Below are 16105 nucleotides of genomic sequence, written 5' to 3' on the forward strand. Positions count from 1 at the left end.
GATGACCCGTACGAAGACCACTAAGACCTCTGGGACCGCTGGGACCGCTGGGGCCGCTGACACGGCGCGCACGGGGACCGGGGACGACGGCCTCGAGCTGTCGCGCGCGGCCCGTGCCGTGCTGCGCCTGGCCGACCTCCGCTCCCTGCGCTGGAAGGTCGCCGCGGCCGTCGCGGCCGCCGCCGTCGCGATGGCCCTGGGCATGGGCGTCCTGGTGCACCGCACCACCGAGGACCGTTCGCTGTCCATCGGCCGCGCCAAGGCCCTGGCCGACCTGCAATCCGCCACGGCCGAGTTCCGCGATGCGACGACGCAGCGGCAGAGCCCGCCGCAGGAGCCCACCTACCACGAGGGCGACGAGGTACCGGAACAGCTTCGCGACCGCCTCGGATCCGGCACAGCTCCTGTCACCTGGTACGACACCCGCAAACCGCTTCAGGGACCCACCATGTGGGCGGCGGCCCGCACCGACGGGACCGTGCTCGCCGTCGCGGTGAACATGACCGGCGATCAGCTGGGCCGTGCGGCGCTCGACCGGCACATGCGTTACGCGGCGCTCGCCATGCTCGCCGTCGTCGTGCCGCTCACCCTGCTCGCCGCCGAGCTGACGCTGCGCCGGCTGCGCAGGGTCGCGGGCACCGCGCGCCGTATCCGGCACGGGGAACTGGACGCGCGCAGCGGGCGGGCCGGCCACGACGAGATCGGCGAGATCTCCCTGGCGGTCGACCACATGGCGGACGCGCTCCAGGAGCGGCTGCACGGCGAGCAGAGGTTCACCGCCGATGTCGCGCACGAACTGCGCACCCCGCTCACCGGCCTGGTCACGGCGGCCGCGCTGCTGCCGGAGAGCGAAGCCACCGACCTGGTACGGGACCGGGTACGGGTGCTGCGCGGCCTGGTCGACGACCTGCTGGAGATCTCGCGTCTGGACTCGGGCGTCGAGGAGGCCGACGCGCAGCCGGTGCCGCTCGGCGAGTTGGTGACCGATGCCGTACGGCGCATGGGCCTGCCCACGAAGGTGGACGTGATCGGCGACCCGGTGCTGCGCACGGACCCGCGCCGGCTGGACCGGATCGTCACGAACCTGATCGTCAACGCCCACCGGCACGGCGCTCCCCCGGTGCAGGTCACCGTGGACGCGTCCACCGTGACGGTGCGGGACCACGGGCCGGGGTTCCCCGCGGACCTGCTGCGGCACGGGCCGCAGCGGTTCCGCACGGGCGCGGCCGAGCGGGGTCACGGGCACGGCCTGGGGCTGACGATCGCGTTCGGGCAGGCCCAAGTGGTCGGTGCGCGGCTGGAGTTGAGGAACTCCTCGGAGGGCGGTGCCGTCGCCGTGCTCAGCCTGCCGGACGACACTCCGGGCGACCTTCCGGGCGATACACCGGGCGACACTCCGGACGTCGCCTCGGGCGTCGCCCCGGGCTGACTTCGGGAACGAGGGTCGATCCCGTCCGGGCTCTCGACTTCGTTCCCGCGGGCGTGGATCGGGAGAGCAGCCCTACCGGCGGACCGCCGAGATCAGTCCGCCGGGCCGCTCCTCGCGCTGCGGCGGGGTGTCGATCGGGCGGCCGTAGGCGGCAGCGCACTCGCGCAGGGTGCGGCTGTCGGCGTCCCAGCCGTGCTCCGCCAGCCAGCCCACCGGATTGTCGGGCATCTCCGAGACCCACATGGACGCCGCCGATCCCGGCGCCGCGTCCGCGCCGAACCGCTCGATCACACCGCGGGAGCCCAGGGTCAGCCCCATCCGACTGCCCGGCACCGACTGCGCGCCGATCCGGGCCAGCAGCAGGTCCACCGCGTCCTCGGGCAGGTAGATCAGCAGCCCTTCGGCGATCCAGACGGTCGGCACGGTCAAGTCGTGTCCTGCCGCCGCCAGCGCGGCCGGCCAGTCCTCCCGCAGGTCCACCGCGACGGGGATCCGCTCGCAGCGCGCGACGGCCCGCTCCTGGCGCAGCACCGACGCCTTGAAGTCCAGTGGTGCAGAGGTGTCGACCTCGAACATCCGGGTGCCCTCGGGCCATTCCATGCGGAAGGCCCGGCTGTCCATACCGGCGCCGAGCAGCACGACCTGCCGGATCCCGGAGTCGGCGGCCTGCCGCAGCAGGTCGTCGAGGAACTTCGTCCGGATGACGATGGAGAACGCGACGGCCGACCGGCGGCGTCGGGCCGGCTCGTCGTCGGGCAGCGGCGGGGAGGAGGGCCACAGGCCGCCCGCGGTGGCGAAGGCCTGTGCCAGCGGGTCGCGGAAGAGCGCGTCCTCCCTCGCGGTCTCCCGCGCTCGCACCTTGGCCACCCCTACCGCCGTGGCCCATACGCCCGACGGTGACGCCTGCACCTGCTCCTGCTCCTGCCCCTGCTTGTCAGTCACCTCGCCAGCCTAGATGAACGGCTCCACGGGGCCTCGGCGGGACCGGAGGGGCTCGACGTGCCTCGCGCCGTCAGGTCGTTGCCAGGAAATCGCGCACCGCCTCTGCGAATCCCGCAGGGTCGTTGGCGTACACGAAGTGGTCCGTCGGCAGTTCGACCAGGCGGGTGCCGGGGCGGCGGGTGGTCATCTCGTGGGCCTGGCCGGCCGGGAGTACGCCGCCCTCGGATCCGCGGATGAGCAGGGCGGGGCAGGAGGAGGCGGTCCAGTCGGCCCAGTGGTCGCCGTGGACCTGCTCCTCGGAGTCGTAGATGTCCTGCGGATGGAAGGGCAGGCCCCAGGTGCCGTCCGACAGTTGACGGACCGTTGACGTGAAGTGCGGTGCGAACGGGCCCAGTTGGACGAGGTACAGCTCTTTGGTGGGCGTGGTGGCGGTGGGCAGGTTCAGGACGAACGCGAGCGGGTTTGCGCCGTCCAGGCCGAGTGCGGCGCAGCCCTCGGCATTGACGAGCGCGGTGACGCGCTCGGGGTGCCGGGCGGCGAACTGGTAGGCGTTGATCGCGCCGAGCGAGTGCCCGAGCAGGGCTGCGCGGTCGAGGCCGAGGTGGTTCATGAGGGCTTCCAGGTCGGCCAGATAGCCGTCCCGGCTGTAGTCGGCCGCCCGGTCGGAGGCGCCGTGACCCCGCTGGTCGGGCGCGATCACCCGCCAGTCGGGAGCGAGGCGCTGCGCGAGGTCGGCGTAGGACATGCCCTCGGACATGTGGCCGTGCAGGGCGATCAGCGGGCGGCCCGGGCCGCCGAAGTCCACGTAGGACAAGGTGCGTTCGGCGAGGGTGAGGGTGTGGCGCGCGATGGCGGTTTCGTTGGTCATGGCTTCACCGTAGCCTCGATCTATACGCTTGTCTATGACGGGCGTATAGAAAACTGCCGGGCCTCGGCAGGAGCGGCAGGAGCGGCCGAGTCTCAGGACCGGTCCGTCGGCGCCGCCGCACCGGAATCGAGGGCTTGGGCCTCCAGCTCCTCACGAAGCCGGACGAGCGCCCGGTGCAGCGTGCTCTTGACCGTGCCCGTCTCGATGCCGAGGGCGAGGGCCGTCTCGCGGGTCGACATCTGCTCCCAGTGCCTCAGGACGATGACCGCGCGCTGTTTGGGCGACAGCACCTTCATGGCGTCCAACAGCAGGGCGCGGTCGGCGTGTTGCTCGGTGGAGTCCTCGACCGGCACGTCCGGCAGTTGCCCGGTGGGGAGTTCCCGCAGATTCCGGGCCCGCCACCACTCGGTCCGCGTGTTGATCATGACGCGGCGCAAGTAGGCGTCGGCGAGCCGCTTGTCGCCGATGCGGTCCCATCCGCGGTACGTGCGCAACAGCGCGGTCTGCAACAGGTCCTGGGCGTCGACCGGGTCGGCGACCAGGCGTCGGGCGCTGCGCAGGAGGGAGGGTTGCCGCGTGCGGACGTACTCCTCGAACTCCCGCGCCTGGTCAGTGTGGTGGCGTGTATTCATGGTGGGGTCCCCCGTTCTTCTGGGTCTGTGTGCGCGGTCGGCCCCCTCATCGGGGACGCGACGGCGAAAGCGCCCCGGGGTGGCGTCGTCACGACCGGGTTGTGCCGCGGCCGTGCGACTGCCGGTCGATCATGCGGAGCGTGGCGTCGCGCGCCGTGGTCACCTCGTCCAGTTCCGCGTGGTGCTGGTCGATCGCGGCCTTCTGGTAGGCCGATTCGACCGCGAACCAGACGCCCACGAGATTGGTGCGCGCCTTGCAGGCGACGTCCGCCCGTGCCTGGGCGATCTCACTGCGGGACGGGGTCGCGCCGTTCGACGAAGGCACCTCGTCCATGGGGGTGGACATCCCGAAGCCGCGGGACTTCATGCACGCCGACCAGGCGGAGAAGACCTTCGTGACGCGGGTGTCGGCCATGGACTGCTCGAAGCTGTCGGCCTTGATGGCGACGACGATTCCCTCCGGGTCGGTGCCCGGCCCCTGAGGGCCGCGGGCTCCGAGGAGCCGCTCGGCCTCGCCCAGACACCCGCCCTGCGGGACCCGCCGGCCATGCAAGGAAGTGAGCGGCTTTCCCAAGGAGTTGACTCCCGTGAGGACGCTTCTGGTCGTCGCTGACAGGGACTTCGGATTCGCCGGCGTCGATGCCGTCGTCCCCGGCGAGTGCGTGGTGGGGGCGTGGTAGCCCCAAGTGCGGGCTTCCGAAGCGTCGGTGAGTCCGTACCGCCGGTAGAGCACGGTGTACGTGTCCAGCGCCCGACGCTCCTCCGCCGATCCGGTCCGCAGGCGGGTCGCGGCCGGATAGGGCGCGGCGAGCCGCCGCATGCACGCGCGTACGGTCGCGTCGTTCGCCTCGTCGAGGTCCAGTGCCTGACGGGGCGTCAACATGTAGCGCTCCACCGGCAGATGGAAGTGCTCCACCGCGACCGTGCGCGGAATCGCGTCCAGCGCGGGCGGCTCGGCCGGCGCGGACGGCTGAGCCGGCCCTGGACTCTGGGACGAGCAGGCGGTCAGGGCCGCCAATGTCAGCGCGCCGCCGACGAGCGCCGCGCGCCGTACGAGCCGTACTCGCCGTACTGGTGGTTCGGAGGCAGGTGTGGAGACGTACGCCATGGCCGTCGCTTCCTCGGAATTCGGGTCTCGCAGGTCCGGAGGCGGTGCCCCGCCCCCCGGCGGGGCACCGCACGCTCACGGAAGGGACCGGGTCAGTGGCCGATGCCGGGGCAGCGGGTGTGGTCCGAGATGGCGATGGACGCCTCGTTGTTGCGCAGCCAGCTCTTGAAGTTTCCTCCCTTGTACGGCGACAGCCAGTTGGAGTCCCCGCGGAAGTTCGGCGAGTACCAGATGCCCACGTTGCACCCGCTGCCGTTCTGGGCGGAGGCGGCGTGGTTGCGGACCTTGAGGCCGTGGCCGGGCTTGCTGCCGGTGAACTTCTTGGAGTTCAGGTCGCCGATCTTCGTCGACGTGCTGCGGTACGGCGCGTTCTTGGCGTTGGGCGAGTAGTACAGGCAGAAGGTGTACGGGCTCCCCGCGTCGCAGTCGGACTTGCTGTTCCATCCGGAGATGTTCGCGCTGCGGGCGTCGGCGTGCCCGGCCATGGTGCCCAGCGCCAGCGCCGCCGTCGCCATGAGCACTCCGGCCCGGGTGGCCGTCCGCGTGGTGATCGTCATGATTGCCCTCTCCTGGTGTCCGTGTTCGGGATCCGCAGCGTGTGCGGTGCGGCCCTCGATGCCTCGAGAGCGAGGCCCGCCAGAACGAGTTCAGCGGCCGGCGGATTGTTCAGCAGCCCCCCGCCGCCACACTGAACAATCCGAAGAGGCCTGGTAGTTGGCCGCCAGCCGCCTTGCAGAGGGCCCCGGCCGCTTTTTAGGGTGGCCGCGGCCGAGGGGGCGTCAGTGCCACAAGCGCACGGACGGGTGACCGTGACCGGGGGGTAGGACAACATGGGCCGTCGGGAGACTCCTGTCGATCCGAGCGCGGGACCCGTGCAGCGCTTCGCGTACGAACTGCGCAAGCTCCGGCAGGAGGCCGGCGGCGTCACGTACCGCGAACTCGCCCGCCGGGCGCACTACTCGGTGACCGCGCTCTCCCAGGCCGCCGCCGGCGAGCAACTGCCCTCACTCCAGGTCACCCTGGCCTACGCACGTGCCTGCGGCGCGGACGAGCAGGAGTGGGAGGAGCGCTGGCAGGAAGCGGACTGCGAGGTCCGCAACTCGGCGGTCCACGAGGGCGACGACGCAGAGGCGCCGTACCAGGGTCTCGCCCGCTTCGAACCCGGCGACCACGAGCGCTACTTCGGCCGCGACCGCCTCGTCGCCACGTTGCGGCAGCAGGTGCGGGACCACGCCTTCAGCGCGCTGTTCGGCCCGTCCGGCAGCGGCAAGTCCTCGCTCCTGCGGGCCGGACTCGTCCCTGCCCTGCGCGCCGAGCGCGAAGTGGCCGCGATCCGCATCCTCACCCCGGGCGAGCACCCGGCCCGCACGCACGCCGCCGCGCTGCGGCCCGGGCCGGCGGGCGACACCGTGGTCGTGGTCGACCAGTTCGAGGAGGTCTTCACCCTCTGCCGGGACGCCGACGAGCGCCGGAAGTTCATCGACCTGCTGCTCACCGCGCGCGCCCCGTCGTCCGGGCTGCGGGTGGTCCTCGCCGTGCGCGCGGACTTCTACGGCCGCTGCGCCGAACACCGCGGCCTCGCCGACGCCCTCGGGGAGGCAGGGCTGCTGGTCGGCCCGATGGACCCTGACGAACTGCGCGAGGTGATCGTCAAACCGGCCCAGGCGGAAGGTCTCATCGTCGAACGTGCCCTGACCGCACGCCTCGTGGCCGAGACCGCGGGGGAACCCGGCGGCCTGCCCCTGCTGTCGCACGTACTGCGCGAGACCTGGCGGCGCCGTCGTGGTCGGGCGCTGACCGAGGAGGCGTACGAGGCCGCGGGCGGCCTGCACGGCGCCATCGCGCAGACCGCCGAGGACGTCTACGCCGGGCTCACCGCCGAGCACGCCCGGCTCGCCCGGCTCGTCCTGCTGCGGTTGATCGTTCCTGGTGAGGGGGCGCAGGACACCCGGCGCCCGGTCGACCGCTCCGAGCTCGACTTCACACCAGGCGCACCCGCTGCCACGAGCGACGCGCCCGCCCCGTTCGCGGCGGCGGACGTCTCCTCGGTCGTCGACCGGCTGGCCCGCGCGAGGCTGATCAGCCTCGACCACGGCACCGTCGACCTCGCCCACGAGGCGCTGATCACCGCCTGGCCGCGGCTGTCCGGCTGGATCGACGAGGATCGCGAACAGCTGCGGGTGCACCGCCGGTTGACCGAAGCGGCGCGTACCTGGGACGAACTCGGTCGCGACGCGGGAGCCCTGTACCGGGGCACTCGGCTCGCCGCGGCCCGTGAGCAGCTGTCCGGGGCCTCGCTCACACCGCTGGAACGGGCCTTCCTCGACGCGAGCAGTGCCGCACTCCAGGGCGAACGGCGGCGCAGGCGCGGGCTCCTCGGCACCCTCGCGGTGCTGGTCGTGCTCGCCCTTGTCGCCGGAGCCGTGGCCTGGCAGCAGGGCCGCACCAGTGACCGCCGCCGGGTGGAGGCGGAGGCCCGCCGTGGCGCCGGGGTCGCCGACAGCATGCGGTTCTCCGACCCGGTCACCGCGATGCGGCTCAGCGTGGCCGCGTGGCGGCTGGCCGACACGACCGAGACCCGGTCGGCGCTGATCGGGGCGATGGCGCAACGGGAACAGGACGTGTTCGCGGTGCCGGGGGCCGACGTCGGGTTCGACCGTTCCGGCAACGAGGCGCGCCGGTTGACGGCGGACGGCAGATCGGTGGTGTCCGTCACCCGGGACCGGGTCCGGATCTGGGACCTGCGCACGCGACGCCTCACGCTCTCCGCGCCGGGACCGGGCAAGCTGATGGACGACGGCACCTCGCCAGTGGTCGGCGCGGACGGCCGGACCCTCGCGCTGCCGATCGCGGAGGTGGGAGTCAAGCTGTGGGACGTCCGGTCCGCGCGGGTCACGAGGACGCTCAGCCGGGCCGAGCAGTGGGAGGACGAGGTCGCCTTCGACGAGCACGTCCTGGCCGCGACGGACGCAGAGAACGGCGACATCAACGTCTGGGACCTGCCCAGCGGACGCCGGACATCGCGCATGGCCGCGTCCGAGGAGATCGGGGCGGTGCTGGCCGTCAGCCCCGACGGCCGGTGGCTCGCCCGGTGCGCGGCAGGACACCTGGGGGTCTGGGATCTCGCACACCACCGCAAGACGTCCGCGCCCTGGGCAGCGAAGGCACGGACCGGCGACTGCTCTTCCGCGCATGCGCTCGCCTTCGCCCCCGACAGCAGGTCCCTCGCGGTCGTCGTGGACGGCGGAATCCGCGGGTGGGATCTGCGCACCGGGCGCGAGACCCTCACCCTCAAGGCGGAGGGGCTGACCCAGGTGCGGTTCGATTCCCGCGGCGAGTTCCTGGTGACCACGGGACCCGGACAACTCCTCGTGTGGCGGGCCTCGTTCCCGTACATCCCCGTGCTGCAGCAGCCGCTCACCGAAGGCGACGGAACCGACGTCGCCCTCGACCGCGCCGCGGGAACCGTCCGTTACCTCAACGCTTCGGGGACCGTCGTCCGCTCGCTGTCCCTCGGCAGAACGCTGACGAAGGCCTGGTCTCCGCACATGGCGCAGCGGGCGGAACTCTCCGGTGACGGCCGGGTGCTGGCCCGCGTGACGGGAACGGAGAACAGCAAGCGGGTGCAGGTCCTGGACACCCGTGACGGCCGAGTCGTCTTTGCGCCCGAGGCAGTGACCTGCCCGGGCGAGGAGGACGAGACCATCTGCACCGCCCCCATCGCACTCAGCGGGGACGGCAGATACCTCGCGCGCATCCAGAGGGAGGACAGCCACCGGAAGAGCAGCCCGGGCCGTACCCGTGTCGCGGTGTGGGACGTCAGGACCGGACGCGTGTACGCCACCATGAGCATCCGGCCCGACCGCGAGGACTCCTACACGGTGACCGCGCTCGCCCTCGACACCCATGCCCACACCCTGCTGGTCTATCGGCCGGCGCTCCGGCCGACGGTCGAGGTGTGGGACGTACGCCGGGAGAGGCACGTGAAGACGGTGCGCAGCAGCCGCGCCGACGACGGGGTCACCGAATCGGATTCCGCCCGCCTGGCGCTGCGCTCCGACAACGGCCGCATGGTGACGGAGGAAGGCCTGGTCGCCGACCTGCGCAAGGGAAACATGGAGCCGCGGGTGCTCGGCGACGAGATGATCAGCTTCGCGGCGTTCAGCCCCGACGGCACGCGCCTGGCCGTCGGGGACGCGCTCGGCCGGGTCACCCTCTGGGACGGCGAGTCCCGCACGCGCATCGGCGTACTGGACGGCTCCCTGCCCCAGATCGGCACGGACTTCACCGGCCCCGTGTCGGCCCTGGCCTTCTCCCACGACGGCCACACCCTGGCGGTGGCGAGCGAGACGGGGCCCCTGCAGCTGTGGGACGTCCCCTCCCAACGCCTCTTCGGCACTGCCCTGCCGACCCCGGGCGACCCTGTTCTCGCCCTGTCGTTCGGCTCCGACGACGGCACGCTGTACGCGTCCGGCACCAACGTACCCGTGCAGAAGTACGACATCACGCCCGCGCACCTGGCCGCCCGGGTCTGCGAACGCGTCGGCTCGGGCCTCTCTGCGCGCGACTGGAGGACGTACCTGCCGAACGTCCCCTACCGACACACCTGTTGAGAGCTCAGGACGTCTCCCATCCGGCGGCACGGCTACGGGGGGCTGCCCGTCCCCGCTCAACGACCCGTCTCCGCCGGACAGTTGAGCTACCCTCCTTCCTCGTGGACCCGTTGATCGCCGAAGACCCGCCTCACATAGGCCCCTACCGCCTCATCGCCCGCCTGGGCGCCGGCGGCATGGGCCGGGTCTACCTCGCCCGCTCCGAAGGCGGACGCACCGTCGCGGTCAAGGTCGTGCAGGCCGAGTTCGCCCAACACGCCGAATTCCGCTCGCGGTTCGCGCGCGAGGTGACCGCTGCGCGGCGCGTCGGCGGGGCCTGGACCGCGGCCGTGCTCGACGCGGACACGGACGCGGAGACGCCCTGGGTCGCGACGCAGTACGTTCCCGGGCCCGATCTGCACGCCGTCGTGGCCGAGCAGCACGGGCCGTTGCCCGAGCATTCGGTCCGGGTCCTGGCCAACCGGCTCGCGCTCGCCCTGCAGGCCATCCACGGGGCGGGCCTCGTCCACCGCGACCTCAAACCGTCCAACGTCCTGGTCACCGTGGACGGGCCCCGGGTCATCGACTTCGGGATCGCCCGGGCGCTGGACAGCATCAGCGGGGACAGCCTGCAGACCCGCACGGGCATGGTGATCGGCTCGCCCGGCTTCATGTCGCCGGAGCAGGTGCGGGGGCTGCACGTCACCGCCGCCTCCGACGTGTTCTGCCTGGGCTCGGTCCTCGCCTACGCCGCCACGGGGCGCCAGCCCTTCGGGGCGACCGGCAACGGGCTGCACGCCCAGTTGTTCCGGGTCGCCGAGGAAGAACCCGACCTGGACGGGATGCCGCAGGCCCTCCTCGGACTCGTACGGGAATGCCTGCGGAAGGACCCGGCGCAACGCCCCACGCCGGAGCAGGTCGCCGCCCGCACCGCGACAGAAGGCGCCGACGAATGGCTGCCGGGCGCGATGCTGGGTCAACTGGGGCGCCGCGCCGCACAGTTGCTGGACTTCGACCCGCTGCGCCCGCACACGGCCCTCGTGCCGGGCCCGGATCCCACGCCACCGGCACCCTCCCGACCCGCGCCCGCCCCACCGCGCCCGGGGCAAGCACCCGCCACACCTCAGCCCGTGCACGCGCCTGCCGCTCCCCCGCCTGAGGGCCTCGCGTACGCGCCCACGGTCGGGCCGGGACTCGACGCAACGCCACCCTCCTTCGGTCCGGCGCAGGCACCGGACCGGCGGCGCCGCCCCGCCGTCGTGGCGGGGACGGCAGCCGTCGTGGTGCTCGTGGCGGTCGGCGGACTGCTCGCGCTCCGCCCGTGGCAGGACGCCGAGCACGGGGCGGGAGGATCCGCCTCGCTGAGCGCTCCGAAGGCGCTGCAAGGAAGCTGGGAGGCGACCCCCGACCGGAAGGACAGCGACGGCCTCAGCATCGAGGGGATGACCGCACGCCTGGTCGTCGGCGCGCAGGGCACCGCCGAGTACTCCCTGTTGGACGAGAACCGGCTGTGCGTCTGGGAGAGCACCATCACCGAGGTCAAGAAGGCCTCTGCCAGCGGCTCCCAGAACGACGCGATCAAGTTCGGCACGAGCCGTCTGAAGAGCGCGATCCCCAAGTCCGAGACGGACCGCTGCAAGGAGAACTCCGACGACTACGGATCCCCTGCCCCGGACGGCGCGGGGGCGTTCGTGGCCGTGTGGGACGGGACGTTCAAGTGGGCGGACGACCCGGGGTACTTCGACTACGGCGACGACGGGCACACCGAGTACCACCCCGACACGTTCGTGAAGGCATCGTCCGCCAAGGGCGCGCTGCCGGAAAGCCATCGGGGCTCGTGGAGCGGCCGCGGGCAGGACGGCACCTACCGCTTCGAAGTCACCATGGGCCAGGAGGCGACGAAACGCGACATCCGGCTCGTGTCCATCAGCGGGACCGGGGACAGGTGCGCCTACAAGGCTCAGGTGTTCTCCCAGGAATCGGCCCTGCTCCGCACCGCGCCCGCGCAGCTCGCCGACAGCAAGCAGCCGTCGCTCTGCGCCGAGAGCGCCCCCTCGCTGACCTTCCAGGAGAGCGAGGCCAAGGGAAAACGGAAGCTGTCGTTCGAGCCCATCGGTGGCGCCGACACGTCCCTCGTCGAGGCCCAGCACTGGCTGGGGCAGCTGACCGCCGACGGCAGTGGTTGACCTGGCCGGGGCAGCAGGACGCGGTCGGCCGCGCCGTCGCGCGCGACAAAACCGGGCGACGTCGGCGATCATCCCCGGGATACTGGTCGCCCATGGATGAGGTCGAAGTCGTCGTCGCCCATTCCGAGCGCGCGACCCTGCGCGTCGGCGACGTGTTCTTGAAGGTGGACGCCGATCAGGCGCGCATCGACGCCGAGGTCGAGGCGATGGCTCTGGCGCCGGTCCCGACCCCGAAGGTCCTGTGGCGCAGGCCGCCCGTGCTCGCGATCGCCGCTCTTCCGGGGACGACGCTCGGGCGCCTCGGCGGGCCGTCGACCGGCTCACCGGCGGCGTGGGCCGCGGCGGGCGCCGCCATCCGCACGCTGCACCAGGCACCGCTGCCGCCCCGGCCCGGGCGGGCGGGCCGGAGCACCGCCGCGCTGGCGGCGGAGCTCGACGCCGAGTGCGAACTCCTCGTGGCCGACGGCCTCCTGCCCGCCGACCTGGTCACCCGCAACCGCCGGGTCGCCGAGGCCGCGCTGCGGCCGTGGACCGCGGCGTTCACGCACGGCGACCTGCAGATCGCGCACGTCTTCGTCGACGGCGACGACCAGGTCACCGGCATCATCGACTGGTCCGAGGCGGGCCAGGGCGATGCCCTGTACGACCTCGCCACTTTCACGCTCGGGCACGAGGAGCACTTCGACGACGTCATCGCCGGCTATGGCACCGACGTCGACCTCGACGTGATCCACGCGTGGTGGTCGTTGCGCAGCCTGCTGGCAGTTCGCTGGCTGGCCGAGCACGGCTTCGACCCGTTCGCACCGGGCTGTGAGGTCGACGTGCTGAGATCCCTGATGTGAGGCTGCGCCCCGCATCTACTGATGGTGCAGGCGGTGTTCACGAGGCCGGGTACAGGACCGGGGTCGGGACGACGCGACAGATGAAGAGCGACGCGGAGGCGCAGCGGTGGACGAACTCGTGGCATGGCTCGGCCGACAGCTCGACGAGGACACACGCCAGGCGAGCAGCTGGCACGCCCTCGAGTGCGACATCCACGCCTATCTGCAAGGCGACCTCGACTCCGTCAAGGCGGCCATGGCGATGTTCCACGACGCTCCGGGCGCGGTCTGCGACTGCGGGATTCCGGCCCGCGTACTCCGCGAGATCGGCGCCAAGCGACAACTCGTCGAGGGGCACGAGCCGGACGAGCGCGTCCCGCCGCGTTGCACTGGCTGCTTCGACGGCTGTCCGTGCCGTCACCTGCGCCTGCTCGCGGCACCCTACGCGGACCGTCCTGGCTACCGCGAGGAGTGGCGGCCGTAACCGCCTTCACACCGGGCGGTGCGAGAAGTCGGTGTCGCCGCCCTCTGGTTGTCCGCGTCCGCGGGGGCGAAGCACCGCGCAGCGGCCCGTTCGAACGCTTCGCGATCGGGGGTGTCGCCCGCCCAGGCCACGACGCCGTCGGGCCGCACCAGTACGGCCGCCAGTCCGAGGCCGTCGTGCACTGCACCGGCGACGTACCGGATGCGGTCCGTCCAGCGCTGGGCCGCATCCCGCAGCGCGCCGTCCGCGGTGAAGTCGAGGGCGACGCCCCGGCCCTGGCGCAGCAGTTCACCGAGCCGCGTGCCGTCGCCAAAGCGGAAGTCCGGGGCGCTGCGGCCGACCAGCGGGTGTTCATCGCCCAGGTCGTAGCGGTGGAACAGGCCCGATGTCCTGCGGTACACGTGGGTCGTCCCGTCGGGGGTGCTCATCAGGTCGCGTACCAGCCGGCGCAGGGCGGGGGCGTGGGGGCCCGGCTTCATGGTCGCCACCTGGGCCCGCGACCAGTCGAGCACGGCGGCACCGACGGGGTGTCGCTCGCTCGTGTAGCTGTCGAGCAGGCCCTCGGCCGCGTGTCCGTGCACGGTGGCGGCGAGCTTCCAGCCGAGGTTCATGGCGTCGCCGATGCCGAGGTTGAGCCCCTGGCCGCCCAGCGGCGAGTGGATGTGCGCGGCGTCGCCGGCGAGCAGGACCCGGCCCTCGCGGTAGGTCGTCACCTGCATCGCGCGGTCGGTGAAGCTGGAGGCGAGGTGGACCGCGTCCAGTGTCACGTCGGTGCCGGAGATGCGGCGCAGCACCGTCTGGAGGTGGTCGCGGGTCAGCGGCCGGGAGCGGTCGAAGGTGCCGCCGTCGAAGTCCATCATGCCCAGGTGCCCTTCGAACGGCGTACGCATGTACATGCCGTTCGGCGTCGGATGGAATCCGATGGGCAGTTGCCCGGGGTCGGCGAAGGTGACCTTGGCCGCGTAGCCGGTGAACAGCGGCTCGGTGCCGACGAATGCGAAGCCCGCGAGTTCGCGCACCGCGCTGCGCCCGCCGTCGCATCCCACCAGCCAGCGCGCCCGGTACTGCTGCCCGCCGGCCGTGGCGACGACGCCCTCGTCGTCCTGGCGCACCGCGGTGACGGGAGCGCCCCGGACGATCTCCACGCCGAGCACGGAGGCCTGTTCGGCCAGCACCGTCCCGACCGCTTCCAGGCTCGTCATGAAGCCTTCCATCGCCGGACCGGGCAGCCGGAACGAGAGGGCGGCCGGGCCGATGTCGGCCGCATCGAGCGCAATGCCCGCGAAATGGCTCACCTCACGCGGCGCAGGGGCCTCGGTGGCTTCGGGGTCGGCGCCGACCTGCTCCGCGTCGACGCCGGAAGCCTTTGCCATCGCCTCCAGCAGCCCGCGGCGGTGGAACGTCTCGGCGGACCCGGCGTTCAGTCCCCTCAACCCGAGCGGATAGGCCTTCCCCGCCGCGTGGGCGTCCTGGTCCCGTTCGAGTACGAGGACCGAACAGCCGGACAGGGCCAGCTCGTTGGCCAGGAACAGGCCGACGGGTCCGGCGCCCGCGATGACTACGTCGTGTATTGCGTCATGTACTGCGTCATGTACTGCGTCATGCATGAGACGGTCCTTCCTCGAACCCATACGTACGTGGGGCTGTCCCGGCCGGAGAAGGCGCGTCAGCGCAGGTGGGTGAGGCCGTCGAGGACGACGGCGATGCCGGTGAGGAACTGCTCGCGGTCGTCGTGGTCCTTCATCTGGCCGACGATGGCGTGCATGAACGGGTAGTCCTCGGCGGCGAGTTCCTCCCACGCCGCCGAAGCCGCGTCGAAGAACGCTTCGCGGTCCGCCTCGGTGTCGAGCCCGGACGGGTCCCCCTCGATGCGCGCGTTCTGGCCGACCGCTCCGAGGATGTAGTGCACGAGCGTCGAGGCCGCGTCGAACCAGCGGGCTCGCGGCACGCCCAGGGCACCCACCTGTCGGCCGATCCGCTCGAAGATCCCCACCGTCACCGGCCCGACCGGGTTGCGGACGATCTGGCGGGTCAGCCGCGTGGCGAGCCACGGGTGATCGGCGATCGCGTCGAACAGGGCCAGCGCGACGGTGCGGATCTCGTCCGCGGGCGTGGCCGGGACCCCGCCGGGCTTCGTTTCCAGAGCGGCGGTCACGACCGTCTCGGTCGCCGCGTCCAGCAGATCGTCCCGCTTCCCCACGTGGTACGAGATCGCGCCGGACCCGGTCGACAGGCGCTCGACCAGCGCCCGGACGGTCAGCGCGCCCTCGCCGCCCGCGTCGAGCAGCTCGACCGCGGCCTCGATGATCTGCTCGCGGGAGAGCACCTGGTTACGCCGTTGTGGCCGGCGTGCTCGCGTCGTCATGGCATCCATGGTGACACGATTTGGTGCAGCGTACCAATTTAGTACGCTGCACCAAATGACTCATCGGATCCGCGCGCGGCGGACGATCATGGAGCGAGGCGCTGCAGCGTGTCGCAGCTGAGCGTGAGCGTCTCCGCCAGCTGCTGGGGGCTCGTGCCCGTGACGGCGCCCATGTCCAGCCGTACCGGGAACGCCTTCTCCAGCCAGTACTTGGCCACCGGCTTGCCGTCCGAGCCGTACCCCACCAGCGTGCAGCTCCTGCGCCCGGCCGGACTGCCGCTGACCGCCGCCTGGTGCCACGACCACAACTCGGTCGCCGCGCTCCACCCGCGCAGCAGCACCACCCGCGGCCGCGGGGCTCCGGCCACCGGCTTTCCCGCCGCATCGAGAACGATCTCCGCCGAGCGCAACTCGCCCAACTGCCCGAACGACGCGATCTCCACCCCGTCGGTCGTGAGCGAGTACCGGCTCGCGGACAGCGCCCCGTCGAAAGCACCCATGGCCACTCCCCCTCCCGGAGGCCGCCGACGCAACCCCGGCGGCTCGCCCAGGATGCTAGGACCGGCCGGAAGGACTGTCGAGCGTCGTACGCAGCGACGCCGTCGGGGCGGCAGCGCGGGACGACGCCACGCGACGGCAGAGCGGGGGCGGCCCGTGACCGGACCGCCCCCGCACACC

At 72.2% G+C, this 16105-nt stretch carries 13 protein-coding genes; 5 read left to right on the plus strand and 8 right to left on the minus strand.

Translation table 11 applies throughout. The features are described from left to right. The first annotated feature begins 1 nt into the window (after position 1). On the plus strand, positions 2-1429 hold the full coding sequence (locus ACIBUY_RS23355; RefSeq protein ID WP_399153544.1) for a sensor histidine kinase: 1428 nt from the start codon (positions 2-4) through the stop codon (positions 1427-1429). Between the two features lie 72 nt (positions 1430-1501). Here ACIBUY_RS23355 and ACIBUY_RS23360 read toward each other — a convergent pair whose 3' ends face one another. The 5 genes from ACIBUY_RS23360 to ACIBUY_RS23380 all read right to left on the minus strand — a co-directional run bounded on the left by ACIBUY_RS23360 (position 1502) and on the right by ACIBUY_RS23380 (position 5536). Then, positions 1502-2371: a class I SAM-dependent methyltransferase gene (locus ACIBUY_RS23360; protein ID WP_399153545.1), complete on the minus strand. Its 870-nt coding sequence runs from the start codon at positions 2369-2371 to the stop codon at positions 1502-1504. A gap of 70 nt (positions 2372-2441) precedes the next feature. Next, positions 2442-3239 (minus strand): alpha/beta fold hydrolase, encoded by a 798-nt coding sequence (locus tag ACIBUY_RS23365; RefSeq protein ID WP_399153546.1) that lies wholly within the window; start codon positions 3237-3239, stop codon positions 2442-2444. Positions 3240-3331: 92 nt separating this feature from the next. Continuing rightward, positions 3332-3871, minus strand: a complete 540-nt coding sequence (locus ACIBUY_RS23370; RefSeq protein ID WP_399153547.1) for a SigE family RNA polymerase sigma factor — start codon at positions 3869-3871, stop codon at positions 3332-3334. Positions 3872-3959: 88 nt separating this feature from the next. Then, positions 3960-4979, minus strand: a complete 1020-nt coding sequence (locus ACIBUY_RS23375; protein ID WP_399153548.1) for a hypothetical protein — start codon at positions 4977-4979, stop codon at positions 3960-3962. A 92-nt stretch (positions 4980-5071) separates the two neighbouring features. After that, positions 5072-5536, minus strand: coding sequence for a hypothetical protein (locus ACIBUY_RS23380; protein WP_365565361.1), 465 nt, complete (start codon positions 5534-5536; stop codon positions 5072-5074). Positions 5537-5809: 273 nt separating this feature from the next. On the opposite strand from ACIBUY_RS23380, the gene ACIBUY_RS23385 reads away from it, so the two are divergent. The 4 genes from ACIBUY_RS23385 (at position 5810) to ACIBUY_RS23400 (ending at position 13062) form a co-directional block, all read left to right on the plus strand. After that, positions 5810-9592, plus strand: a complete 3783-nt coding sequence (locus ACIBUY_RS23385; protein ID WP_399153549.1) for a helix-turn-helix domain-containing protein — start codon at positions 5810-5812, stop codon at positions 9590-9592. Positions 9593-9693: 101 nt separating this feature from the next. Beyond that, positions 9694-11757 (plus strand): serine/threonine-protein kinase, encoded by a 2064-nt coding sequence (locus ACIBUY_RS23390; RefSeq protein ID WP_399153550.1) that lies wholly within the window; start codon positions 9694-9696, stop codon positions 11755-11757. A 92-nt stretch (positions 11758-11849) separates the two neighbouring features. Continuing rightward, positions 11850-12599: an aminoglycoside phosphotransferase family protein gene (locus tag ACIBUY_RS23395; RefSeq protein ID WP_399153551.1), complete on the plus strand. Its 750-nt coding sequence runs from the start codon at positions 11850-11852 to the stop codon at positions 12597-12599. 106 nt (positions 12600-12705) lie between these two features. Continuing rightward, positions 12706-13062 carry a DUF6221 family protein gene (locus ACIBUY_RS23400; RefSeq protein ID WP_399153552.1) on the plus strand — a complete coding sequence of 119 codons (357 nt, stop codon included), beginning with the start codon at positions 12706-12708 and terminating at the stop codon, positions 13060-13062. Here the strand turns inward: ACIBUY_RS23400 and ACIBUY_RS23405 are convergent. The 3 genes from ACIBUY_RS23405 to ACIBUY_RS23415 form a co-directional block, all read right to left on the minus strand. Then, positions 13038-14633, minus strand: coding sequence for an FAD-dependent oxidoreductase (locus tag ACIBUY_RS23405; RefSeq protein ID WP_399153793.1), 1596 nt, complete (start codon positions 14631-14633; stop codon positions 13038-13040). The two genes, ACIBUY_RS23400 and ACIBUY_RS23405, sit on opposite strands and share 25 nt — an antisense overlap. Positions 14634-14728: 95 nt before the next feature. Further along, the gene (locus tag ACIBUY_RS23410; RefSeq protein WP_399153553.1) at positions 14729-15427 is read right to left on the minus strand and encodes a TetR/AcrR family transcriptional regulator; all 699 of its coding nucleotides are present in this window, start codon (positions 15425-15427) and stop codon (positions 14729-14731) included. Between the two features lie 86 nt (positions 15428-15513). Beyond that, positions 15514-15927, minus strand: coding sequence for a phage tail protein (locus ACIBUY_RS23415; protein ID WP_399153554.1), 414 nt, complete (start codon positions 15925-15927; stop codon positions 15514-15516). Positions 15928-16105: the final 178 nt, after the last annotated feature.

Origin of the sequence: Streptomyces sp. NPDC050085 (assembly GCF_044460595.1) — a bacterium.
GTDB lineage: Bacteria > Actinomycetota > Actinomycetes > Streptomycetales > Streptomycetaceae > Streptomyces.